At 66.4% G+C, this 22682-nt stretch carries 19 protein-coding genes and 2 pseudogenes; 10 read left to right on the top strand and 11 right to left on the bottom strand.

Annotation, left to right across the window (positions count from 1 at the left end; all coding sequences use genetic code 11):
- Window positions 1-2 precede the first annotated feature (2 nt).
- The 3 genes from aftC to JX552_RS11685 form a co-directional block, all read right to left on the bottom strand.
- Entirely contained in the window at window positions 3-1325 is a 1323-nt protein-coding gene (aftC, locus tag JX552_RS11675; protein ID WP_205877568.1) for an arabinofuranan 3-O-arabinosyltransferase, read from the bottom strand.
- A 38-nt stretch (window positions 1326-1363) separates the two neighbouring features.
- Window positions 1364-2923: an alpha/beta hydrolase gene (locus JX552_RS11680; protein WP_205877569.1), complete on the bottom strand. Its 1560-nt coding sequence runs from the start codon at window positions 2921-2923 to the stop codon at window positions 1364-1366.
- Window positions 2924-3009: 86 nt separating this feature from the next.
- A complete protein-coding gene (locus JX552_RS11685) occupies window positions 3010-3801 on the bottom strand; it encodes a pyrimidine reductase family protein (RefSeq protein WP_205877570.1) in 792 nt (263 codons plus the stop codon).
- On the opposite strand from JX552_RS11685, the gene zapE reads away from it, so the two are divergent.
- Window positions 3800-4894, top strand: coding sequence for a cell division protein ZapE (zapE, locus tag JX552_RS11690; protein ID WP_205877571.1), 1095 nt, complete (start codon window positions 3800-3802; stop codon window positions 4892-4894). The two genes, JX552_RS11685 and zapE, sit on opposite strands and share 2 nt — an antisense overlap.
- Here zapE and JX552_RS11695 read toward each other — a convergent pair.
- The 3 genes and pseudogenes from JX552_RS11695 to JX552_RS11705 all read right to left on the bottom strand — a co-directional run bounded on the left by JX552_RS11695 (window position 4872) and on the right by JX552_RS11705 (window position 6705).
- Window positions 4872-5399 carry a GNAT family N-acetyltransferase gene (locus JX552_RS11695; protein WP_431195945.1) on the bottom strand — a complete coding sequence of 176 codons (528 nt, stop codon included), beginning with the start codon at window positions 5397-5399 and terminating at the stop codon, window positions 4872-4874. The two genes, zapE and JX552_RS11695, sit on opposite strands and share 23 nt — an antisense overlap.
- Entirely contained in the window at window positions 5371-5895 is a 525-nt protein-coding gene (locus tag JX552_RS11700; RefSeq protein WP_205877572.1) for a hypothetical protein, read from the bottom strand. The genes JX552_RS11695 and JX552_RS11700 overlap by 29 nt, the downstream gene beginning before the upstream one ends.
- Window positions 5896-5974: 79 nt before the next feature.
- Window positions 5975-6705 (bottom strand): annotated as a pseudogene (locus JX552_RS11705) (Clp protease N-terminal domain-containing protein).
- 154 nt (window positions 6706-6859) lie between these two features.
- On the opposite strand from JX552_RS11705, the gene JX552_RS11710 reads away from it, so the two are divergent.
- Window positions 6860-7186, top strand: coding sequence for a DUF732 domain-containing protein (locus JX552_RS11710; RefSeq protein WP_205877573.1), 327 nt, complete (start codon window positions 6860-6862; stop codon window positions 7184-7186).
- A gap of 897 nt (window positions 7187-8083) precedes the next feature.
- Entirely contained in the window at window positions 8084-11077 is a 2994-nt protein-coding gene (locus JX552_RS33305) for a PE family protein (RefSeq protein ID WP_431195981.1), read from the top strand.
- Window positions 11078-11098: 21 nt separating this feature from the next.
- Here the strand turns inward: JX552_RS33305 and JX552_RS11720 are convergent, their stop codons facing one another.
- The gene (locus tag JX552_RS11720) at window positions 11099-12313 is read right to left on the bottom strand and encodes an IS110 family RNA-guided transposase (protein WP_205875203.1); all 1215 of its coding nucleotides are present in this window, start codon (window positions 12311-12313) and stop codon (window positions 11099-11101) included.
- A 678-nt stretch (window positions 12314-12991) separates the two neighbouring features.
- On the opposite strand from JX552_RS11720, the gene JX552_RS11725 reads away from it, so the two are divergent.
- On the top strand, window positions 12992-13945 hold the full coding sequence (locus tag JX552_RS11725; protein ID WP_205877575.1) for an alpha/beta fold hydrolase: 954 nt from the start codon (window positions 12992-12994) through the stop codon (window positions 13943-13945).
- Window positions 13946-14013: 68 nt separating this feature from the next.
- Here JX552_RS11725 and JX552_RS11730 read toward each other — a convergent pair whose 3' ends face one another.
- Window positions 14014-14238, bottom strand: a complete 225-nt coding sequence (locus JX552_RS11730; protein ID WP_205877576.1) for a DUF2510 domain-containing protein — start codon at window positions 14236-14238, stop codon at window positions 14014-14016.
- 188 nt (window positions 14239-14426) lie between these two features.
- Between JX552_RS11730 and JX552_RS11735 the strand changes: the two genes are divergently transcribed.
- Window positions 14427-14618 carry a hypothetical protein gene (locus tag JX552_RS11735; protein WP_205878787.1) on the top strand — a complete coding sequence of 64 codons (192 nt, stop codon included), beginning with the start codon at window positions 14427-14429 and terminating at the stop codon, window positions 14616-14618.
- Between the two features lie 262 nt (window positions 14619-14880).
- Window positions 14881-15717, top strand: coding sequence for a serine hydrolase (locus tag JX552_RS11740; RefSeq protein ID WP_277396064.1), 837 nt, complete (start codon window positions 14881-14883; stop codon window positions 15715-15717).
- Between the two features lie 121 nt (window positions 15718-15838).
- On the opposite strand, the gene JX552_RS11745 is transcribed toward JX552_RS11740, so the two are convergent.
- Window positions 15839-16111, bottom strand: a complete 273-nt coding sequence (locus tag JX552_RS11745) for a hypothetical protein (protein WP_205877578.1) — start codon at window positions 16109-16111, stop codon at window positions 15839-15841.
- Between the two features lie 517 nt (window positions 16112-16628).
- Between JX552_RS11745 and JX552_RS11750 the strand changes: the two are divergent.
- Window positions 16629-17818 (top strand): annotated as a pseudogene (locus JX552_RS11750) (tyrosine-type recombinase/integrase).
- 127 nt (window positions 17819-17945) lie between these two features.
- Here the strand turns inward: JX552_RS11750 and JX552_RS11755 are convergent.
- Window positions 17946-18632, bottom strand: a complete 687-nt coding sequence (locus tag JX552_RS11755; protein WP_205877579.1) for a hypothetical protein — start codon at window positions 18630-18632, stop codon at window positions 17946-17948.
- Window positions 18633-19126: 494 nt separating this feature from the next.
- Window positions 19127-19753 (bottom strand): hypothetical protein, encoded by a 627-nt coding sequence (locus tag JX552_RS34095; protein ID WP_205877580.1) that lies wholly within the window; start codon window positions 19751-19753, stop codon window positions 19127-19129.
- Window positions 19754-19870: 117 nt separating this feature from the next.
- Here JX552_RS34095 and JX552_RS11765 point away from each other — a divergent pair, with 117 nt between their 5' ends.
- From JX552_RS11765 to JX552_RS11775, 3 genes are read left to right on the top strand one after another with little or no spacing between them, the layout of a single operon-like run.
- Entirely contained in the window at window positions 19871-20200 is a 330-nt protein-coding gene (locus tag JX552_RS11765; RefSeq protein ID WP_205877581.1) for a hypothetical protein, read from the top strand.
- Window positions 20201-20216: 16 nt separating this feature from the next.
- On the top strand, window positions 20217-22220 hold the full coding sequence (locus tag JX552_RS11770; RefSeq protein WP_241011009.1) for a DNA/RNA non-specific endonuclease: 2004 nt from the start codon (window positions 20217-20219) through the stop codon (window positions 22218-22220).
- Window positions 22221-22232: 12 nt separating this feature from the next.
- Window positions 22233-22664, top strand: coding sequence for an antitoxin YezG family protein (locus tag JX552_RS11775; RefSeq protein ID WP_205877582.1), 432 nt, complete (start codon window positions 22233-22235; stop codon window positions 22662-22664).
- The last annotated feature ends 18 nt before the right edge of the window (window positions 22665-22682 follow it).

Consider the following 22682-nt stretch of genomic DNA (forward strand, 5'->3'; position numbering starts at 1 on the left):
CACTACTCCTCATCGCTGGCTGCTGCCTCCACGCTAGCGCGCCTGGGCTCAGCCGGCAGCCACGCCGGGTCGATGCCCTCGTCCAGCCGGTTCTCGGCCTTGGCGTCCAGATAGCGGAAGTAGAGCACCGTGAACGTCACGATCAGCACCAGAGACCAACCGTAGGTGATCTTCAAGTATTCCAGCGCCCGTCCCCAGCGCATCCAGTTGAACAGCAGCCACCGGTCCAGCGTCATGAACCCGTAGATTCCCAGCCATGCCGGCCAGTTGCGGATCACCGAGTTGGGCAGCACGACGGTCATCAGGAACGGGAACAACATCATCGAGTAGTAACCCTGAGCCAACGACATCACCAGCCACGACCACAGCATGAGCACGCCGGAGGATGTGGTGAACCAGAACAGTGGGTCGCGGGTGCGGTAGTAGCGGTACAGCAGCCACAGCGCCCCGATCGCGATCCCGGTGAACAGCAGCCGCAGCGCGATGATCAGCCAGAACGGCAGGCCGAAGTACACGCCGTTGCCCTCGATCGAGCTGTTGAAGTAGTCCCGGGTGCCCAGGATGTAGGGCACGGTGCGGGTGAAGAAGTCCATCGGGTGCGGCACCAGGGGCAGCGCGGCCAGGTTGACGACCAGGGGCACGACGAGCGCGGTCACCCACGCCCGCCACTGCCGGTTGAGCAACGGCAACAACAACAGCGGGCCCAGCAGCGGTTTGAGCACCAGCGTCAGTCCGATGGCCAGCCCCGCCCACCACTGGCGGCTCGTCCGGCCGTCGAGCAACCACTTCAGAAACAGCACCTCGAGCAGCAGAATGCAGCCGTTGATGTTGGTGAACACCAGGGTGTTGGTGACGGTCTCGGTGCAGAACATCGCCAGGATCAGTGCCGGTGCGGCCACCGAGGACAGCGTGAAGTTGAACATCCGCAGCAACAGGTAGGCCGCCACCAGGATTGCGACGGTGTTGATCGAGATGAACAGGTAGCGCGACGGCGCGAACGGCAGGTAGCCGAAGGGCGCCATCAGCAGCGTGCCACCCGGCGGATACAGGTAGTGCGGGTCGACGTAGTCGAAATGCTCGTTGTAGATGTCCCAGCCGTGCCGGAAGTTCAGCACCGCCCGGTAGACCGGCTTGAAATCATCGGTGATGTTGCCGTTGGTGGTGAGCACGATGCTGCGATGCAGTACGGACAGGATGGCCGCCGGCCACAACACCGCCCGCAACACGGACGCGGTGGTCGATGGACCGGGACGGAATGCGGCCTGCACAGATGCGCGTAAGCCGGTTCTGGTCGAGTCAGCTGCCGTCACCAGCGCACCGTACACCGTTGAGCCAGCTCAAGTCTCAGCCGGTCCGACCGTTTTTAGGCCGGACAGTACGTGTCGGTGCCGGGCAGCTTGCCGCTGTCCAGGTAGCCGACCAGCGGCGGAACCGCGCACGACGAGTAGATGCTGGCGCCATGGCCGATGCCCTGCCACATCACCCGCTTGCTGGCGGCGTTGGCGTTGATCACGGTGGCCGCCGTGGCTGCGACGCCCTCGTTGCCCACGATGGGATCGTTCTGCACGCCCAGCAGCAGCACATCCACCTTGAGATCCTTGGGCGCTTGCGGGGTCGAACCGGTGGGCCAGTGCACACACTTGGCCAGGTTCAGGGCGGCGACACTGCCGAACTGGGGGTAGAGCTTGGCCCAGGCGACCACCAGTTCACGCACCCGGTCCGGGGTGGGCCGGTTCACCGCGTCGCTGCACCCGTTGACGAACTGGCCGTCGCTGTCACGGATGCTTGCGGCCCGGTTGATCAGGTTGTTCAGCTGGTTCACGTCGCCGGAGCGGGCGGCCGCCAGCGCGTTGGCCAGGTTTGTGGTGTTGGCGACCCGGTCGCCGACCGGGAAGCCGAGCGCGGTGGTGATGGCGCCGACGAGCGATGCCACCGAGGTGCCGCCCAGGCCCTGACCGCTGCGAGCGCTGGTCAGCAGGGCGCTGACGGCGCCCTTGGGATCGGGACCCAGCGCGCATCCCACTGCCACGCACTGCGCCGCGAACGCGTCCAGCGCAGCCTGCTCGCCTTTGACCCGCTGTTCGGCGGCGGCTTCCGCGCTGACGCCGATGGCGACGGGAGAATCGACGATCAACCTGGCGACCTTGTCGGGCCGCGAGCCAGCGTAGGTCAGTGCGACCTGGGCCCCATTCCCGACCCCGACGAGCGCGACGGCCGGGACATCCCACAGGTTGCGCAAGCGCTCGATGTCGGAGGCCGCATGGGCGTTGTCGTACGCGGAATCGCCGGGCGCGATGGCGTCGGTGCAATTGGTGGTGGCGGTGTTGGAGATGTCGGACAGGTTGGCCACCGGGTCGTCCCCGGTCTGGAACTGGGCCTGGTCGCGCATCTCGTCACGGTCCAAGCGGTCGCGGCAGTCGATCGGGCTGGACATGCCGATGCCGCGGCGGTCGATGGCCACGATCGGGTGACTGTCCAGCACATCGGCGCCGGCATGGGACAACCAGATCGGCAGCTGGGTGGAGGACGCAATGTCAGAACCGGTGGTGAAGACGAGCGGCCCCGCGTCCTTGGGCGTCTTGGGTGACCGGGCACGGACCACGCCGATGCTCACCGACCCCGACCCGCCGTTGACCGGGTCCAGGTCGGCGTCGAAGGTGGCGCAGTCCAGCTTGACTCCCGGTGCGTCCGGGACGCCCGCGTCCGCAGTGACCTTGGACGTGCAGTCGCGCCACGACAGGTCGTTCTTCGGTGCCGCTATCGGCGCGGGCCCGCTGGGCGGCGGCTTCGTGGTGGCCACACCCTGCGGCCGGGCACCGGAATCGGTGGCGAACCGCGGGTCGGCGCCGAACATCGGTACGCAGCCGGTCAGCGAGGTGGTCACCGCCACCAGGATCGTGGCGGACGTCAGGTGCCGGCGCATGCCGACCACAGTAGCGGGCAGCTCGGGACCGCGAGTGCCGCATCAGCGTGACGATCGACGTCGAGCGCAGCAATGGGGACTATCGGTCAGTCCTTGACGTAGCGCGTGTACAGGTAGCCGGCATCGTCGGTCAGGACGTGCGCACACCGCATCCGCGTTGTCACCTGTCCCTGTCCCGCGGCGATCCGGTTCGCTTGGCCCCCGACCACCAGCGGCGCGATCGTCAGACACAACTCGTCGAGCAGGTCGGCTTCGATGAAGGCGCCGAGCAGCGTCGGCCCGCCTTCGGTCAGCACGCAGTGCAGGCCTCGGTCGGCCAGCGCGGACACCAGCACGGCCATGTCGACCTCGCCGGGATCGTCACCCGAGCAGTCGACCACCTCGGCGGGCAGCCCGACGAGGTGACGGCGGGCGTCGTCGGCGGCGGCGGCGCAGGTGAGCAGCAACGGTGGCACCTCGGTACGGGTGAACACCGCCAGATCGCGGTCCAGGTGACCGGACTTGGTGACGATCGCCAGCGGCGGTATCTCGCTCTGGCCGCGGCTCTGTCGTTGCTGGCGCTGCCCGACGCTCAGCTGCGCACCCGAGTAGCCCTCCGAACGCACCGTGCCCGCGCCGACGACGATCACATCGGCGAGTTCACGCAGCACGACGAAGACGGCCCGGTCGCCGGGACCGGCCAGGGCGCCGGACAGTCCTTGTACGGTGGCGCCGCCGTCCAGGCTGGTGATGAAGTTCGCTCGCACCCGAGTGCCGCCCGCGGGGTAGACATACAGCTGCGGCAGTTCGTCGTGGACGAGTTCGCGCTGGGAGCCGAGCAGTTTCAGGGACGTCTCGGCGGCCAGGCCGGATGCGATCCCGGCCTCGAAGTCTGGCATGTGGTCGATTGCAGCACGTCGCTACAGTGCCACCATGCACGGGTCCACCTCTTCGGCTGCGGTCGGTCACCTGGTGGACCGGCGTCCGGCAGTGTCACCGGAGCGATTGATCGCGCAGCTGCGGCCGCCGCCGACCTTCGCGGACGTGAGCTTCGCGAGCTATCGGCCCGACCCGGCCGAGCCGACTCAGGCCGCGGCGGTGCTGTCGTGTCGGGAGTTCTGCCGACAGGCGCAGGAGCGACGGGCCGGCCGCAAGAAGCTGTTCGGCCGACGGGAAGTGCTGCCCGGCGTGGGCTTGTACCTCGACGGCGGGTTCGGGGTTGGCAAGACCCATTTGCTGGCCTCGGCCTACTACCAACTGCCCGGCGCCGGACCAGGTGTGGCGGAAAGCCCCAAGGCGTTCGCGACCTTCGGCGAGCTGACCCAGCTGGCCGGAGTGTTCGGGTTCGTCGAGTGCATCGACATGTTGGCCGACTACACCGCAGTGTGCATCGACGAGTTCGAGTTGGACGATCCGGGCAATACCACGCTGATCTCCCGGATGCTGTCGTCGTTGGTCGAGCGGGGGGTCTCGGTGGCGGCGACCTCGAACACCCTGCCCGAGCAACTGGGTGAGGGCCGCTTCGCCGCGCAGGATTTTTTGCGTGAGATCAACACACTGGCAAGCATTTTCACCACTGTGAGGATCGAAGGTCCGGACTACCGGCACCGCGATCTGCCGCCGGCGCCGCCGCCGCTGTCCGACGCCGAGGTGGTTGCCCGGGCCGCTGAGGTGCCCGGGGCGACCCTCGATGACTTCGACGCGCTGTGCGCGCACCTGGCCACCATGCACCCGTCGCGCTACCTGACGTTGATCGAAGGAGTGACAGCGGTCTTCGTGACGGGCGTACATGGTCTGGATGACCAGAACGTGGCGCTGCGGCTGGTGGCCCTGACCGACCGGCTCTATGACGCCGGCATCCCGGTGCTGGCGTCCGGGGCGAAGCTGGACACCGTGTTCAGCGAGGAGATGCTGGCCGGTGGCTATCGCAAGAAGTACCTGCGGGCCACCTCACGGCTGTTGGCGCTGACTACCCGAGCTCCCGGGTCATGACGTAGTCGTCCTCCAGCTGGGGACCGAGCCGGAACGTGCGGGTGCCGCTGACAGTGAAACCGGACTTGGCGTAGAAGCGTTGCGCCCGTTGGTTTGCCTGGTTGACGCCCAACCACACGCGCTGGGCGCCCCACTGGGCGGCGCGGGCGAGTGCGGCGTTCATCAACGCCTCCGACACCCCGGTGCCGTGAAAGCCGGCGCGCGTGTACAGCTTGGACAGCTCTGCGGGCTGCCCCGGCGCGCCGCGAATCAGCATGGCGTAACCGATGATCCGTCCTTCGCTGCGGGCAATCAGGATGCTGCGCTGCGGGTCGGCCAGGTATTCACCGAACCGGGCGGGGGACAGGTGCGCAGCGATGAACGCGGCGACGTGCTCGGGTGCCGCTGCAGGCGGGCACGCCAGCGGAAAGGTTTGCGCGGCAAGGGCGGCGAGCTCGTCGGCGTCCGCCGGGCCGGCGTCGGCTACCTGGTGCAGGTCACAGATTCCACTGCGCGAGGTGCTCACCGGTCTTGCGGTCGAGCAGCACAACCACAGACACCGGGTCGCGGTAGGCGTCCCAGTACACCCCGCCCCGGACGACCGCTCCCTGAGGCGCGTTGCCGAGTGCGGCGTCGAGCCAGTCAGGCGCGTCGCACGGTCGCGGCTTGTAGGCGTCGGCGAACGGCGTGACGCCGTCGAAGCTGAAGTTGGTCGCCATGATGTAGGAGTTGGGCACCCGGACCGCGCGCACCACCACGTCGGCTCGATTGACCGAGCTGTCCGGGAAGCTCTTGACCGGGACGCCGCTGCGGGTGTAGCCGAATCCCGGTGGGGGATCGACCGGTACCACGCTGGTGACGGTGACGTCTGCGACGTAGGTGCCGGTGTCCACTCGCAATGTGTCGCCGATGTGGCCGATCGGCGCGTCACCTGCCCGCGCGCGGGGGAGAGCGGCGTCGACCGACAGCACGCCCGCCGCCACGACGAGGAAGGCGGAAAGGACGATCAGCCAGCGGTGCATCTTCGCCTCCTGGGCTGCCTGTTCTCCGGACCTTCGCATGATTACACACGCGGCTTCGCCGCGGGCAGGGTTGCCCCCTTCAGGTCTGGACGTTGGTAGCGGTGGCGATCGACTCGAGGGCCGCAGCCAAATCGGTTTCCACGCGCTGTTTGTCCACGCCGGCCCGATGCAGCGGCCCCGCGCCGTCCTCGAGTTCGAGCAGTGCCAGCAACAGATGCTCGGTCCCGATGTAGTTGTGTCCCAACCGAAGTGCCTCGCGGAAGGTCAGTTCGAGTACCTTACGGGCCGGCCCGCTGAAGGGGATCAGACTGGGCGTTTGGCCGGCGGCGGCGGGAAGTCGTATCGACGTCTGCAGGGCTTGGGTGTCGATATTTTGCAGCCGGAGCAACACGGTGGCCAGCGCTGCGGGATCGCTGAGGGTGCCGAGCAGCAGATGGTCGGGGGCGATCTCGTCGTTGCCGGCTTCGTGCGCGACGTTCTGGGCGGCGACCACCGCGCCGCGAGCCCGGGGGGTGAAACGCGCGAAGCCCTGCTCGGGGTCGAGGGGAGTGATGTCGGCCTTGGGAACGAACCGCTTCTGTGCGGCCTGTTTGGTGACACCCATGGCTTTGCCGATCTCGGTCCACGATGCCCGGAGCGCCGGGCCTGGTCGACGAAGTGCCCGATCAGGTGGTCGGCGACCTCGCCGAGGGCTTCCGCGGTCAAGACTGCGTCGGCCAGTTGGTCGAGCGCGTCGGTGTGCACCTTCTTGATGGCGTTGATCAGCTCGTCGAGACGGACGGGGTGGGTGATTTTGGCCGGCGAGTCCATGGCGTCAACCCTAGGTTGACGCATCCGAGGTGTCAACCTAGGGTTGACGCAACCGAGGTGTCAACCTAGGGTTGACGCAACCGTGAAAGTTCACCTTCCGTTCGCGGTCGCTCGAGATGCGGCCTGACCTCGGCTTTGGGAGAATCCCAGGGCTATGAGAATGCTTGCTTGCGTGGCTGCCGCGGCGGCCGTCATCGGTGCGGCGGCGCCCGCCCGTGCGGATGCCAACCAGGATCAAGCCTTTCTGGTCTCCCTGGGTGCGGCCGGGCTGACCTACAGGGACCCGCAGAGCGCGATCGCGGCCGGCAAGAAGGTATGCGACATGGCCAACGAGGGCAAGACGGGGGTCGAGGTCGTCAAGGTGCTCCAAGACGCGAACCCGTCCTTGTCCCAGATGAACGCGGCCCGGTTCACCGCGATCTCGGCCGGTGTCTACTGCCCGGCGCAACTGCCTCCGGTGCAGCCGGCATCGGGCGGCTGAGTCTCAGCTTGCGACAGGGAGTCGGCCCATCTTGCCGACTGCGATAGCGACGGCGACGCAGCGGTGGCGCCCGGCGATGAACGGGTCCGCATCGCGCGCCGCAGGATTCGGGGCCGACGAGTCGATTGTCTTGGGCATAGTTGTCGAAACATGCTATGGCGCAAAGGCTTTGACTGACTTTCCCACCAATTGACGGACGCGGCGGGGCATGGGCGGGGCGGGGCGGCGACGAAGCCCTGCGCTCTCCGTTGGTGTGCCCGTTGAGCAGGTTTGCGTGCAGCAATCCCGGCCGGGCGCAATAAAGAATGTAGGCACTCGCAACAAAAGAATGCATTTGCTCACATTTAAGGTTGCGAATACTCGCGACTAAGAATGCGTTCACACGCGAAGAAAGAATGTATTCACAATCATTTATTGAATTGCTGCACGCCTGTTTTCCGCGGCGTACCGTCTGCCCCCAATAACGTAATTTTCCATTCATCTAGGAGGGTTCAATGTCGCCTTTCCTGATCGCGGTGCCCGACGCATTGGTCGCGGCTTCGGCGGATTTGACGGGCATCGGAGGGTGGCGCGGCCGGCGGTGGCGCAGGTGGCGCGGGTGCGGTGGGTAGCGGCGGTGCCGCCGGCGCCGGCGGGAACGGCGGGGCTGGTGCGGATGCCGCGAACGGTAGTGGTGCCGCGGGCAGTCGGGGCGGTGCGGGCGGCAGCGGAGGCCAGGGCGGTGGTGCCGGTAGCGCGCTCGGTACCGCGGGGGCCAGCGGTCACGGCGGTACCGGTGGCCAGGGCGGAGCCGGTGGGAGCGTGCTGCCCACCGCTCCGGCCGGGGCCGGCGCCGGCGGGGCGGGTGGCGACGGTGGCGCCGGTGGCGCCGCGGCGGCGGTGGGCGCTAATGCCACGGTGGGTGCCGGCGGCAACGGCGGTGCCGGTGGCGCGGGTGGAATCGGGGTCGACGGCGGGCCGACGACCAACGGTGGTAACGGCGGCGCCGGTGGCGCCGGCGGTAACGGGGGCAGCGCCGGCGGCGGGGCAGGGCTGTGCGGCAGCGGTGGGGCTGGTGGTGCCGGAGGCACCGGTGGCGACGGCGGCGAGGGCGGCCTGAACGGTTTGACCGGCGGTAATGGCGGTGACGGTGGTGCCGGTGGTTCGGCCGGGGCGGTCGGCACCGGTGGAAAGGCCGGCAATGGCGGTGCCGCAGGCGATGGCGGCAGCGGCGGGAATGGTCTCTCGGGTGCGGCCGGGAGCGGCGCGGTCGGCGGCAACGGCGGTGGAGGCGGAAACGGTGGCCGAGGCGGCAGTGCCGGCGGCCCGGCAGGCGTCGCGGGCTTCAGCGGCGACGGCGGGAGTGGTGGCCAGGGTGGCGCGGGTGGCAGCGTGCTGCCCGGTGCGGCGACCGGAGCCGGAGCCGGGGGTGCGGGCGGGACTGGCGGAAACGGCGGGGCTGCGGCCGCGGTGGGCAGCGGTGCCACGGTGGGCGCCGGCGGCAACGGCGGCGTCGGCGGTGACGGCGGGGTCGGTGTCGATGGTGGACCCACTACCGGCGGCGGTAACGGTGGCGCTGGTGGCGCCGGTGGCAACGGCGGCAACGCCGGTGGTGCGTCGGGGATCAGCGGCAGTGGCGGCGCCGGCGGTGATGGTGCCGATGGCGGAAACGGCGGCACCGGCAACCTCAACGGTGGGGCGGCCGGTCACGGCGGTAACGGTGGCAGCGGTGGCGCGGCCGGCGCGGTCGGCACGGGCGGCATCGTGGGCAATGGCGGTGCCGCCGGAGACGGCGGCAACGGCGGGAATGGCTTCTCGGGCACGCCCGGTAGCGGCAAGGCCGGCGGTAGCGGCGGTACGGGCGGTAACGGCGGCCAAGGTGGTAACGCCGGTGGTGCGCTGGGCATCGCGGGGGCCAGCGGCAACGGCGGCAACGGCGGCCAGGGTGGCGGCGGCGGCAGCGTGTTGCCCACCGCTCCGAGTGGGGCCGGAGCAGGCGGCAACGGGGGTAACGCCGGCCATGGCGGCACCGCCGCCACTGTGGGGAGCGGCGCGACGGTCGGTAATGGCGGCCACGGCGGTGCCGGCGGTGCCGGGGGTATCGGTATTGATGGCGGGCCCACCACCGGCGGTGGCAATGGCGGTGCCGGCGGGATCGGAGGTAACGGTGGCAACGCCGGCGGCGCTTCCGGTGCCAACGGCGACGGCGGAGCCGGTGGTGCGGGCGGCTTCGGCGGAAACGGCGGCACCGGCGGCGTCAACGGCATGACTGGCGGTAACGGCGGTAACGGAGGAGCTGGTGGTGCGGCCGGCACGGGCGGCGCCGGTGGCACGGCAGGTAAGGGTGGTGCGGCCGGAAGCGGCGGCGACGGCGGCGATGGCGCCGCCGCGGCCATCGGCAGCGGGAAGGCCGGTGGCAGCGGCGGCGCGGGCGGCAACGGCGGCCAGGGTGGTAACGCCGGCAGCGCGCTGGGCGCCGCGGGTGCCAGCGGAAATGGCGGTAGCGGCGGCGACGGCGGCGCGGGCGGGAGTGTGCTGCCCACCGCGCCGAGCGGAGCCGGGGCCGGCGGTTCCGGGGGTACCGGTGGCAACGGCGGCGCGGCGGCCACGGTCGGCAGCGGGGCGTCGGTCGGTGCCGGCGGAAACGGCGGTGACGGCGGTGACGGGGGTCTCGGGGTCGACGGCGGCCCCACCACCGGCGGCGGTCACGGCGGCGTCGGTGGTGCCGGCGGCAATGGTGGTAACGCCGGGGGTGCGACGGGAATTAACGGCAGCGGCGGAACCGGTGGTGACGGCGGCACTGGCGGTAACGGCGGCACCGGTGCCTACAACGGCGGCGCCGGCGGCAACGGCGGTAACGGCGGCAGCGGTGGTGCGGCCGGAACCGTCGGCAGCGGCGGCAGTGTCGGCGACGGCGGCTTCGCCGGCGATGGCGGCAACGGCGGGAACGGTGCCGCCGCGGCCGCGGGCAGTGGCACCGCCGGTGGCAAGGGCGGCGCGGGCGGCAACGGCGGTCAGGGCGGTAGCGCCGGTGGCGCGTCCGGCATTGCCGGCGTCAGTGGCGACGGCGGCCACGGCGGCCACGGTGGCGCCGGCGGCAGCGTGCTGCCCACCGCCCCGTCCGGTGCGGGAGTCGGCGGCGCTGGCGGCATTGGCGGCAACGGAGGCGCCGCCGGTGCCGGCGGAAACGGGGGGAATGGCGCCGACAGCCCGAACGGCAGCGGCAAGGCCGGCGGTAACGGCGGTTCTGGTGGCAACGGAGGCCAGGGTGGTAGCGCCGGTGGTGCCAGCGGCATCGCGGGCGCCAGTGCCAGCGGCGGTAACGGCGGCCAGGGTGGTGCCGGCGGCAGCGTGCTGCCGGGAGCCGCGGCCGGATCTGGTGCAGGCGGTGCCGGCGGCGCCGGAGGTAACGGCGGCGGCGCGGCTACCACAGGCAGCGGTGCCACGGTCGGTGCCGGCGGCAACGGCGGTGCCGGCGGTGCCGGCGGGCTCGGTGTCGACGGCGGGCCCACCACGGGCGGCGGTGACGCCGGTGGTGGTGGCGCCGGTGGCGCGGGCGGTAACGCCGGTGGCGCGGCCGGGATCAGTGGCAGCGGCGGCGCCGGCGGTGCCGGCGGCGCGGGCGGCAATGGCGGCAGCGGCTCCAGCAAGGCCGGCGGCAACGGCGGCAACGGCGGCCTCGGTGGTTCGGCCGGCGGCGTGGGCACCGGCGGCAAGGGTGGCAACGGCGGAGCCGCCGGTGCCGGCGGTAACGGTGCGGCTCCTGCGGGCGTCGGCGGCAACGGCGGCAACGGCGGCAATGGCGGCAACGGCAATGGCGCGATCGGCGGTGTAGGAGGCGCCGCCGGAGCGGCCGGCACAGGTCCCGGCGGTAGCGGAAAGAGCGGCACCAAAGGCAACGACGGCAGCTAGACATCCCAGGTGGTTAAGTCGTCAAGCTGCTGCGGGGGTTTGGCGGTGGGCCCAAGCTGTGTATTCGTCGTATGGCGTGTGGTGGCGTAGGCAGCCGTGGAGGATGCCGACGAGTCGGTTGCCGAGGGCGCGTAGGGCCTGATGGTGGGTGTCACCCTTGGCGCGGTGCTGGTCGTAGAAGGCGCGGGCACCGGGGCTTCTGGTGAGGGCGCAGAATGCCCATTGATCGAGCGCGTCGTAGAGACGTCTGTTGCGGGCGTGGCGGGCCAGCACGGCACGTTTTCGGCCTGATGCGATGGTCAACGGTGATGTTCCGGCGTAGTTCTTGCGACACTTGGCAGTGGTGTAGCGGTTCGGGTCATCCCCGAACTCACCGAGCACCCGGGCGCCGAGCACAACACCAAGTCCTGGCAGGGAACGGTAGATGTCGGCGTCCGGGTGTTTCTCAAAATGGTCGGCCAGCGCGGTCTCGAGCTCGTCGATCTGAACATTGAGTGCGGCGATCACATGGACCGCTGCAGTCGTGGTGGCGCCGAAGGCAGTAGCCACCGCTGGGGGTGCTGTGAGGTGTTCGCGACGCAAAATGGTCTGAATCTGCCCAGCGCGTGTCTCGATATTGCGTTGCCGGCCAGCCGCTTTGAGCGCTGAGCCGATCTTCGACAGGCTCAACCGAGCGCCCTGTTTAGGAGTGGGTGCGCGACTCAAGACTGCCAACGCGTCACCGTCGGTGAGGGATTCGAAGGCCTCCAGGGCGGCGGGGTAGTACTCCCGCAGGCCGCTGCGCAGCATGTTGGCATGGCGCGTCCGTGCCCAGATCAAGCTCTGATGGGTACGGGCCAGCACCTTGATCGCCTCGGCATCGGCGCTGTCGCCGGCGATCCGGCGGTGGTTGTGCCGATCGGTTCGGACCAGGTCAGCGAGCACTTTGGCGTCCCCGGCATCGGACTTCGCACCCGAAACATGGTGGCGATCGCGGTAGCGGGCCGCCGCCATCGGGTTGATCGCCCACACCTGATAACCGGCTGCTGCCAACGCCGAGACCCACAGGCCACGATCGGTCTCGATGCCGATCATCACCTGGTCGGGTTCCTCGGCGTGTGCGGCAACCAATTCGTGTAAGGTGCCAATCCCTAGTAAGCCCTCGGGTAATCGCCGGGCTGCCAATCGTTGGCCAGCCTCGTCCATCAGATACACGTCGTGATGGTCTTCGGCCCAGTCGTTGCCGACAAAGATCACCAGTGCCCACCTCCTGCAGTCGTCGTTGACTCACATTGAGCCAGAGGACACCCGGCAGCGGACTAATGGATCAGTGCTCGCAGTGGCACGACATCCCATCAGCGCTTCAAGCGACCTCACCGAACCGGCCGGGGCACGATCTAGCTCTAGGGATCAACATTCATCCCGGTCCTACACAGTGCTCGCCGGCCAGCGGCTCGATGATCAGCGTCCTGCGGTCAACAGCTCAAACCCGACAACGCCACGCTGATCGACTCCCATTAGTCCTTCTGGCGAACCGGCCACCGCTGGTTCAGCGGTGGCCGGTAACCTGCGGTAGCGATGGAGTGCCAGGGAGGTCCTTCCGGCTGGAAAGTACGCGAATGGCGAGAACTCCGGCATTCGCCGAAATGAATTCTCTTCCAGCCGGTCGCGTATAACGTCGAATCGATCGATTTGTTTTCTCGACTGCGTGGTCAATACGATGCACGGCGGATGAATGCAGCGTCACCTCGTCACGCCCGATATCCGCCTGGGGCGGACAAACCGTATTATGCGGCAAACATGATCCGGTAAGTCGTGTCATGTCGGCGGCGCAGCGCGCACTCTCGCAACCGGGTATACCAATGAGGACGGACAAACACCCGTGGGCGCGAGGGAGTGTGCGATGCGAGGCGCGACGGCGCAGGACTACCGCCGATGAGAACGGGGCTGGCCACCGGCGCGGCACTGGGGACCACCGGCTTGCTCGGCTGGGCCGGGCTGCGAGCCCTGGTCGGGTGGATCGAGCGCAACCCAGATCCCCTGACGCGCGAGCAATTGCTCGCCGAGCCGCACGGGGAAGAGGCGACGATCACCCGCCCGGACGGGACGGAGCTGCGTGCGCTGGCCGCGGGTGAGGGGCCGCCGGTCGTGCTCGTGCACGGCTATACCGTCACCCTGGCCGAATGGAACGTCGTGTGGGATGCGTTGTTGGCCAGGGGATATCGCGTCATCGCCTTCGATCAGCGCGGACACGGCCGATCTACGCTGGGCTCCGAGGGCATCGGCTCCCAGCCCATGGCGGCCGACATCTCCGCGGTGCTCGAACATTTCGACGTTGCCGACGCTGTACTGGTCGGCCATTCGATGGGCGGGTTTGTCACCATTCGCGCCCTGCTCGAGCATGCAGACGTTGCGCAGCGGTTGCGTGGACTCGTGCTGTTCGCCACCTGGGCGGGCCGCGTCTTGGACGGAGCGCCGCAGAACAAGGTGCAGATTCCCCTGCTCGAGCGTGGCATCCTGCAGCGGCTGATCCGCTACCGGACGGTCGGGGTGTTGTTCGGCGCTGCGCAATGCGGTGCTCGTCCCTCGCCGGCGATGGTGTCGGTGTTCACCGAGGGCTTCCGTCAGCACGTCGACGAACACGGACCGCTGCTGCCGATCGTGCGCGCCTTCTCGCGTGAAGACCGCTATCCACGCCTGGGCGAGATCACCGTTCCGACGGTGGTCATGGTCGGAGCGGCGGACCGCACCACGCCGCCGAGTCACTCACGTCGGCTGGCCGACGGCATTCCCGGCGCCCGGTTGGTCACGGTGGCTGATGCGGGGCATGCGCTGAATTGGGAAGCGCCCCACGAGTTGGTCAAGGTCATCGAATCGCTCGCGGGATAATGCCTCTCATGTGCGGGTAGCGGATTTCTCAGTGCCGCAGCAGAATTAGCTTCTCGTCGGGTCAGCGTTCAACCGGCCGGCCGGGTGACCTGAGTCCAGGTGTGACCGTCGAAGTAGCGCAGCATATTCGGATCCGACGGGTCGGGGTACCAGCCGGCCGCGGGTTGCCAGGCGTGCGGAACGTACGGCGGGGCCTCGGGCGATCTGGTCAGGTGCACCAGCACTGCGGTGAGTCCGCCGACGATGCCAAGTCCGACCAGCCCGACGATGATGATGATCAGAAGGCTTGCCATGAGCCGTCACTTTTCCAGAAGCTAACTGATTGAGCCGTGTGCAGGGCGCCGGGGCTGGTCGCGCATCAAAGTATGCCGCCGTGTCGGGGTTGCGTCGGTGTCTCAATCCGGCGAATCATCGACGCCATGGCGGGGGGCGAACGGGCTGTGGCGGTGCTGGGGGCTCCGACTGGCTCTGGTGGGCGGGCGTGACCCTCAAACGTATCGACCAGTTGCAGCCCGGCGACCGGATTCGCATGACGATCGGGCACGCCACCGTCGTCGAAATCGAACCTCTCGACGGGGACCGCACGATGCTCACCTTCCTCTACGGAACGCGAAGGCCCGCGGACAACGACGTCACCGTCGATGTGCTGGAGGGTGACGAGTGGGGGTGGTAGTGGCGGACGTGCCGTCGCGGATCCCGACGGAGCCTGATCACGCTGGCCGAACCCGTCCCTTCGTAAGGGCCGGAGTACTCGATCGCCCCTGCTGTCCGCCCCAGTCGGCTGGCCAGGACGCCGCACTTGTGGTGGGGGAGGAGGCGGAGGTGGCACCTGCGGAGTCTCCCCGACACCGCCTGTTGAACCGGGGATCATCGCACTGGCGCCATAACGCTCGCCAACGTAGGGTGCATTGACGTTCCACGGGCTGAGAGGGCCGATGCCGTACTCTGCGCTGCGCCAGTCGGTCAGCAACACTGTCGGCATCACCCCTGACGTCGATTGGTCGATCTGTATTCGAGACGCTGCTGGCGATGAAGTGGCACAACACAATTCCGGCGTGTCCAGGCAGACTGCCAGTGTCGGAAAGCTGTTGCTATTGGCCGAAGTGGCGCGGCAGTGCGACGACGGATCGATGGATGGTAGCGAATTGCTGGACCGCAATACTGCTGTGCAGGTTGCTGATTCGGGCATCTGGCAGCATCTACACGCTCAGCGATTCTCCGTCCGCGATCTGTGCGTGCTGGTCGCTTCGGTCAGCGATAACCTCGCCACCAATGTACTGCTGGACCGGGTGGGTCTGAACAGCGTCCAAGCACTCTGCGGAACAATCGGTTTCGCCGAAACTACGCTGCTGGATCGTGTTCGGGACCATCGTGGGCCCGACGACGTGTGGACGTTGTCGGTGGGTACGGCCGCTGAGTTGTCGGAATTCATGTGTCGCCTGGCTACTAAACGGCTGATATCGATGTCGGTCTCCGACCAGTTGACCGCCTGGCTGGCGACGGGCGTGGATCTGTCGATGGTGGCATCTGCGTTCGGCCTCGATCCGCTGGCGCATACCGCATCGGATCGCGGCTTCTGCATTCGCAACAAGACCGGAACCGACACGGCCATCAGGGCCGACGTGGGCACCATCGAACGAAACGGCACCTCGTACTCCTATGCCGTCATTGCCAACTGGGATGCCGCCGGGCCAGATCTGCGCGACACGGTGCTCGCTGGGATGCGCTCGATCGGTGGGGTGCTCAGAGACCTGCTGCTAGACGGATCCTGAGTCGGGCGGGTGGGTGACGTTGCCGTCAGGCCCGGCGGGAACATGTGGGGTGCTCAGCGCCATTGCCGCCGTCGTTCTGTGCGTCGCTGCCTGATTGTGGCATCGCCAGCCGACCGCGGACTCAGTGAAAGCGCTGCTGGTCCATTCGGTCGAACGACGGACGGAAGCTGCCGGAAAGGCGTGTCCACGCCAACCCGAAAAGTGGCGCGACGACTGCGATTGATAGCGCGACCAGAGCCACCCCGAGTTGCCCGGTTACTAATGCGATGATCCCAACCACCAGTCCAATCGCCCATATGGCGGCCACGGCGATGCCCACGACGTTGAAGTCGTTGCTGTTCGTGTTCTCCGCGGGCCGGTCGGATCTCAGCGGTTGCGTCGCGATTGTGGCCATGACTACTCCCAGTTGGGCCGGAGGCAGGAGTCGCTTGACCCGAAACACGCGACGAACTCTCGGTTTCCCGATGTCACCTTCGCCTAAACACAAACCGGGCATGGTCCAACACCACATGAACGGTGGCAACGAATGCGCGCATCGGCACGCGATCGGACGGAGCTGTAATGCGTCCAATCATGAAGCGACGTGGCGTCCGGCGGGGGGAGTTGTCCAGCACGGACAATGTTCGGGTCACTGTTGACTTCGGCGTGGGCGCACAACAGTAAGCGGGGCCCCACGGCTAGCTGCCTCTCGGATTGACCCGGGGGATTGCATCACTCTGGTGCGCGATACTGGGATTGAATCTTATTCCAAGTTTGCTACTTTAGAGCTTGTAATCAGGAGAATCGGCTCCGAATAGCTAACTAGCAGGGATTATGCAAGAGGAAGATTGCGGAAATTTGAGGAAGAAAGTGTGCTAGATTTTGCCCACAAATAGCCCGTGGGCATTCTTCAGTCCACTTGTAGCCCATCTCTGTATCGCGGAAGGAATCACCTAGTGGCACGCACATCCGGGACGTTTGGGACCGTCGAGCAACTGGCCGGAGGGCACTACCGTGCCCGCTACACCGGTCCCGATGGACGCCGCTACAAGGCCCCGACCACTTTCCTGTCCAAGATGGACGCACGCGGGTGGCTGGCTATTCAGCAGGCCGACATAATTCGTAAGGCCTGGGTGCCGCCCGAGGCCACGCCGAAGACGGATCGCAAGTTGCCGTTCCGAAATTATGCCAAGCAATGGCTGCTAGACCGGCACGTGAAGGGCGAACCGCTGAAGGTGCGCACCGTGAGCACTATCAATGGCTACTTGACGAGTACCTGTATCCGGTATTCGGGCCTATGCCGATTGGAGCGATCACTCCCGACGACGTGCGCGCCTGGCACTCCAAGATGGGCCAGAGCACCCCGACGGCGCGCTCACATGCTTACGGGCTGTTGAACGCGATCATGAACACCGCCGTCAGCGACGGCAAGGTGGCGTTAAGCCCGTGTGTGATTCGTGGCGCTGGCACCTCAAGGCGCGTAAACAAGATACGGCCCGCCACCCTAGCCGAATTGGAGGCACTGACCAGTGCCATGCCTGTGCAATATCAGGCAATGGTTCTGCTCGCGTCGTGGTGTGCGTTGCGGTTCGGCGAGTTGTGCGAACTGCGGCGCAAAGACATCGAACTGACCACCCACACTGAGCACGACCAGGACGGCAATGAGGTGATCGTGCGTGGCGGCGTCGTGCGCGTCGAGCGTGCTGTGGTGCGTGCCGGTGAGGGCTTCGAGGTGACCTCGCCCAAGAGTGATGCCGGTACCAGAGACGTGGCCATCCCGCCGCACCTGGTCCCGGTCATCGAGGCACATCTGCACACCCACGTCGGGGCCAAGGCCGACGCGCTGCTATTTCCTGCAAAGCATGGGGGACACCTCGCACCGGCCACGCTCTACCGCCGGTTCTACACGGCACGCACCAGTGCCGGTAGAGAAGATCTGAGGTTCCACGACTTGCGGCACACCGGGGCCGTACTGGCGGCCCAGACCGGTGCCACGTTGGCCGAACTGATGGTGCGGTTAGGCCATTCCACCTCGCAGGCGGCGATGCGCTACCAGCACGCAGCACAAGGGCGCGACCAGGCCATCGCGGCGGCGCTTTCCAGGATCGCGGTGGGAGGCTGACCCAGAAGCAGAGGGTGTTCAACACGTCCGGATAGTCATCCGAGACACCGATACAACTCACGGGCGCGAGAGCGAGGTGCTCGAATCTCAACTAAGTGTGCCCCGGTCTGGGACCCGGGGGCGGTCACTAAAAGAGGTCAGACGCCCATTCAGGCGCTTGCTCGTCGGCGCGAAGAAGACGGGCGGCGATGATCCCATCTGAAGTTAAACGCAGCCTGACCCTGTTGTCCTCTTCGCCGATAACCTCGACGAGACCTCCGTCAATTAACTGCTGGTTGCCTCTGCCATACGGAGTGTTCTCCGCCTTCACGTAACTTACTGTCTGGTCCTCTCTCGCCTGGTCAGCGACGTCGCCGACGAACCTACCCAGTTGCGCGATGGCGCGAGGGGGAAGCTGACGAATTACTTCGGCCACGCGCTCTCCCTCTCGCTGTGGCGGGTAGGTCGCAATGACTTTGCTCCACTCTTCCCTGTGCTTCTTCCGCGCCAGCTGGGCGTCTCGTCGTTCGCGGTCCAACTTCTCCTGCCGTTCCTGTCGCGCCCGCTCTAATTCCTGCCGTTCCTGCTGGCGGTGCCGTTCCGCTTCTTCCCTGCGCAATAGTCGCTCATGTGGCTCGGAAAAAACGAGTGGTGGCAGCACGTCTGTCTCAGCGGTGAAAAGCTCCAGGACCCTCTTCTGGAGAGCACTTTCTAGCTCCGCTGCTCGCTCAGCGTCTTCGTTGATCCGCTCTCCGGCTCGCTCTTCGCTAGCGTCTTCTATCGTTGCCACATCTTGCACGGCGGCTGGTATAGCTTGGCGGAGCAGCGCTTTCAATACAGAATTGAACTGGTCTCGTTGGTTGGACAGCAGAGACGAGGTTGTCGCACGCATCTCAGTGAGCGCCGCCTTTGTATCAGCGTTGACTTGTGCGGATTGCTGTCCTTCGGGCCAGCGTGACGATGAGCTGAGCAGCGAACGACAGAATGGCCAATGCAAGTGCCACCGTGGAAAGGGTATCTACGTTCTTGACGCTCGTTGTTACGGCGAGTGTTCCGAGTGAAGCAAGGGCGACAATCGCGAGAGTTAAGGACAGCCCACTCCAGGGTATGTTCAGCCCGCTACCAGCTTCGTGCGTTGGCTTGTCCACTTCACCGTCATCTCGGGAGCTACGGAGTCGCATTGGCAAATTCAATCAGGGGTGCACGTACCGGGTCGAGCGTTTTCTGTGGATGGCTTTCCCTGAGCTGAAACGCATTAACGCGCAGTGGGCCCAAGCGCTGGCATACTTCGGTGTGGACGCAACCGGGTAGCGCACCCGATCCGAAGCCTCAGTCGTCGGCGCGCCGTAACCGATGCTTGGCCGCGTCCTCGGCTCGCCCATCTCGCTCTACGCAATCTGGCTGCTGTCGCTCGTGCCGGTCGTCGAGGCCTGGCATCAAGGTGGTCTCATGGTGCCCATCTCTGACAGCCGGGATGATCTGCGTCTTCTCCATGTCAACGGGTGGGGCTACTTCTCGGGTGGCAGGCGGAACCTGCGTGCTGTCGTGGTCGGCGGTGCCGTCAACCCCCGGGGGTGAAGACGCTGCGTTGGGAAGCGGGTGCTGGCTCATCTGCCGGAGTTGGCGCACCGTGGACTCCACCCGGCGCACCGCACGATCGCGGGCTTCGTCGATCACCCGGGCCTCGGCTTCTCGCCGCGCCACGTACTCCATCCCGGCGCGGCCAACGGCGTGCAGAGCGTCGTTTGCAGAGCCTGCGATTCGCTGAAGGTCAACCTTGAGACACTCCGCAAGCGTCGCCGTCTCCGAGCTGGCGGGCGAGAACTCCTCAGGACACAAACCGCCAATCACCCATGGCGTGCAATCGATCGGGGCGCTGAAGGTGGGAATCGACAGCGATTCCTGGGTCGCCCTGCGCAGGCGCTGACGCGCCGAAATCCGATCCAGAATCCCCACAGGGGTAAGAGTACTGGCTGTTGCCCCGGGGCCCCGGCCAGCGCATTCGGGCGCTGACGTGCCAGCGTGGTCGGTAAGCTCGGGTCTTTACAAGGGCCTGACCTCGGAGGGGAAGCGGTGACCGATCCGGTACTACAGGCCGACCTGGACGCGCTAGGCCGGTTGAAGCCCCAGCTGCAAACGCTGGTCTGGCAAGTGACCCAAGGCCTGCCGCATGAGATCCCCGCTGCTGGCACGGTGGACGCGGGGGCGGTGCCGTCGCTGGCCGCCGCTCAGGAGATGTCGACACGAACACTGCCGACGATCAAAGCGGCGGTGGCCGGTCGGTTCTCCACGCTCGCCGACCTGATCGACCTGGCGCGCCAGGGATTTGTCGCCAACGAGGAACAGCTGCAGGCGGCGCTCACCCGCATGCCGACCTTGCAGCGACCATCAACCGGCCCATAACAGCTGCGCCCTGTCGATGCCGACCAAGTCGCAGATTTTGCACGCCGACCCACTCAGGGTTCTTGACCACGTCGACGGGTGGAAGACCACTGTCGACGTCTTGGAGCAGCACGCCGAAGAGTACCTGCACTGCGTGCAGCGTCCCGGTGGCTCGTTGTGGGATGGGCGAACCGCTGAAGCGGCTAGAGAGCGTGCCCGCCAGGACTTTCAGGCGGTGACACAGGTGCGCGACGCCGTGGATGCCGCCGCCCGGCAGATCGCCAAGACGGTCAGCTCGACTCTGATGCCGCCGCTGACCAATGCCAAGCAGATCATCGAAAACGCCGACTCCCACGCCGGGGTCCACGTCAATGAGGACCTCTCGATCAGCTACACCCCGCCGGAAGGGACCAGCAAAGAGACAGCTGAGGCCAACGCAAAGACTGTCGCTGCAGCCGAGGCGGAATTGAAATCCGAGGCCGCCAAGTGGTGGGCCGCCGAACTCGCCGTGGCGCAACAGATCCGGGACGCTGAGGCCGAGGTGGGGAAAGCCCTTAACTTCGGCGCTGCGATTGCCGCTGTCGGACCCGCATTCGGCGCGCCTCCCGCGTCGCCAGTCACGCTGCTCAGCGGGCAGGCCGAGCCATCCGGGGGTCCCAAAACCTGGCAGGACCTTGTTCTGCCCAGCGCAGTGCCCAACTCGCCACCTTCGACGGTGCCGAACAATTCACCCGCCGGTGCACCGGGAGTTGCAGGTCGGCCAGGTAAACCTGAAGATCTGCTCGCGGCCATTGCTGACGCTAGACCAGGTGCCACCGCTAATGTCACCGACACCCTGGCCGGTGTGGTCACCGGCAAGCCCACCGGCGTCAAACCCAGCGCCGGTTCCCCCTTAGATGTCATAGCAGTCGCCTCCAACCCCGCGGTCGTTGAGCAACAACAAGCCAAGGTCAGCGCCGCTCAGCAGGCGGTCGCGGCAGCGCAGGCCAAAGTCGACTCGGTCGCCAAAGCGCTCTATACCAGCGCTCCCGGCACCGGACCGCCACGCAGTGATCTCGACGCGGCCAGCCGAGCCTTATTTGATGCCCGCCATAACCTCACCGAACAGACCGCCACTCTCGCAGGACTCAGCCAGGCCCGCGAAGCACTCGGTGGCCAATCAGTGCCGATTCCCGCACTCCCCGAACACGCTGACGTCCAAGCCTTCCCCGCCCAACCATCGGCGTTCGCGCAAACCAGCCGCGCCCTAAGCGAAGGCAGCTTCGGGCTTATCCCCGATGTCGCCAAAGACATTGACGTGTTTACCAATTGGGGCCATCACTCCGGAGCCGACCAAACCGGAGCCGTCCTCGACGCCGCAGGCCTCATCCCCATCCCCGGTGCCAAATTCCTCGGGGAGGGTATCCACCTCGGAGTCGACGCCGCCACGGCTGCCCACCACGCCGACGACGCCGTCCACGCTTTCGATGATCTCGGGGGCGTCGGCCATCACACCCTTGACGCGCCATCCCCGCCACACTCTGATGCTGCTGTTGCCCATGCCCCGCCCGGAGACGGCCTGATTCACATAAGTGCTGAATCAGGCGGCACAGGCGCGTGGAATCCCGATCTCAACAACCCTCAGCCCAACACGCACTACACGGTCGACAACCGATTCAGTTACAACACAGACGACTTGCACCGATCCACTGACGCTAGCGGTTCGTTAGAGTTTGGCAGTCCAAGCGACCGCAACGCTTACCAGCAGGGTATTGCAGGCGGCACTGACCGGCTTCCGGGCGACCACGGTGGCCATATTTTTGGAGCGCAATTCGGCGGACCCGGTGAAGCGATCAATATCACTGCCATGGATGGTACGGTAAATAAAAGCAGTTACGCCGCTCTGGAAAACGAATGGAAATCGCTACTCAAACAGGGTCACAATGTTGATGTTGATGTGCAAATAGAATATCCAGATAATTCCATGCGGCCCAGCCGCTACGTTGTCAACACCATCGTCGATGGTAAACTGGTCGGAACCAGGTTCTTCGACAACTACTGAGGGGCGCGGACCGTGGCAGATGAACCCCCCTTTCTAGTTAAAGAGGGTCAGCTTGAGCAAGAAGCCGTTAAGTGGCTTTTTTACAACCTACCCGAGGGAGGCTGGCAATCGTGCTGGATGGAGTTCCGGCGCGCAGGGCCTCTGGCCGAGGCGGTCATCAGGTACACACTGAACGATGGAACTGTCGAGCCACTTGCTCCACCAGCCAAGTTGATCGACGCACTTCTAGACCTTCGCGAGTTTATGTCCACCTTGGGCAAGGGTGCATGGTTATCACTTCGCCTCGACTTAACCAACGAAGGAAAATACCATTTCGAATATAATTACGATAAAAAGCCCCTTTGGCTTGCTCCAATAGACGAGGAAGCCTACATCATGGATCTGCAGAAATACCCACGACCACCGGAAGCTATACCGGACTGGTACCCGTTCGCCGGAGCGTAGCGCAAAAACACACTCGCA

It is taken from the genome of Mycobacterium gordonae (assembly GCF_017086405.1).
GTDB lineage: Bacteria > Actinomycetota > Actinomycetes > Mycobacteriales > Mycobacteriaceae > Mycobacterium > Mycobacterium gordonae_D.

What these genes read in the sequence shown, in the direction of transcription:
- JX552_RS11710 (WP_205877573.1), top strand. Translation starts at nt 6,860, where the DNA reads ATGAGAATGCTTGCTTGCGTGGCTGCCGCGGCGGCCGTCATCGGTGCG.
- JX552_RS11770 (WP_241011009.1), top strand. Translation starts at nt 20,217, where the DNA reads ATGCCGACCAAGTCGCAGATTTTGCACGCCGACCCACTCAGGGTTCTT.
- JX552_RS11680 (WP_205877569.1), bottom strand. Translation starts at nt 2,923, where the DNA reads ATGCGCCGGCACCTGACGTCCGCCACGATCCTGGTGGCGGTGACCACC.
- JX552_RS11725 (WP_205877575.1), top strand. Translation starts at nt 12,992, where the DNA reads ATGAGAACGGGGCTGGCCACCGGCGCGGCACTGGGGACCACCGGCTTG.
- JX552_RS11730 (WP_205877576.1), bottom strand. Translation starts at nt 14,238, where the DNA reads ATGGCAAGCCTTCTGATCATCATCATCGTCGGGCTGGTCGGACTTGGC.
- JX552_RS11700 (WP_205877572.1), bottom strand. Translation starts at nt 5,895, where the DNA reads ATGCACCGCTGGCTGATCGTCCTTTCCGCCTTCCTCGTCGTGGCGGCG.
- JX552_RS11740 (WP_277396064.1), top strand. Translation starts at nt 14,881, where the DNA reads ATGCCGTACTCTGCGCTGCGCCAGTCGGTCAGCAACACTGTCGGCATC.
- JX552_RS11685 (WP_205877570.1), bottom strand. Translation starts at nt 3,801, where the DNA reads ATGCCAGACTTCGAGGCCGGGATCGCATCCGGCCTGGCCGCCGAGACG.
- JX552_RS11745 (WP_205877578.1), bottom strand. Translation starts at nt 16,111, where the DNA reads ATGGCCACAATCGCGACGCAACCGCTGAGATCCGACCGGCCCGCGGAG.
- zapE (WP_205877571.1), top strand. Translation starts at nt 3,800, where the DNA reads ATGTGGTCGATTGCAGCACGTCGCTACAGTGCCACCATGCACGGGTCC.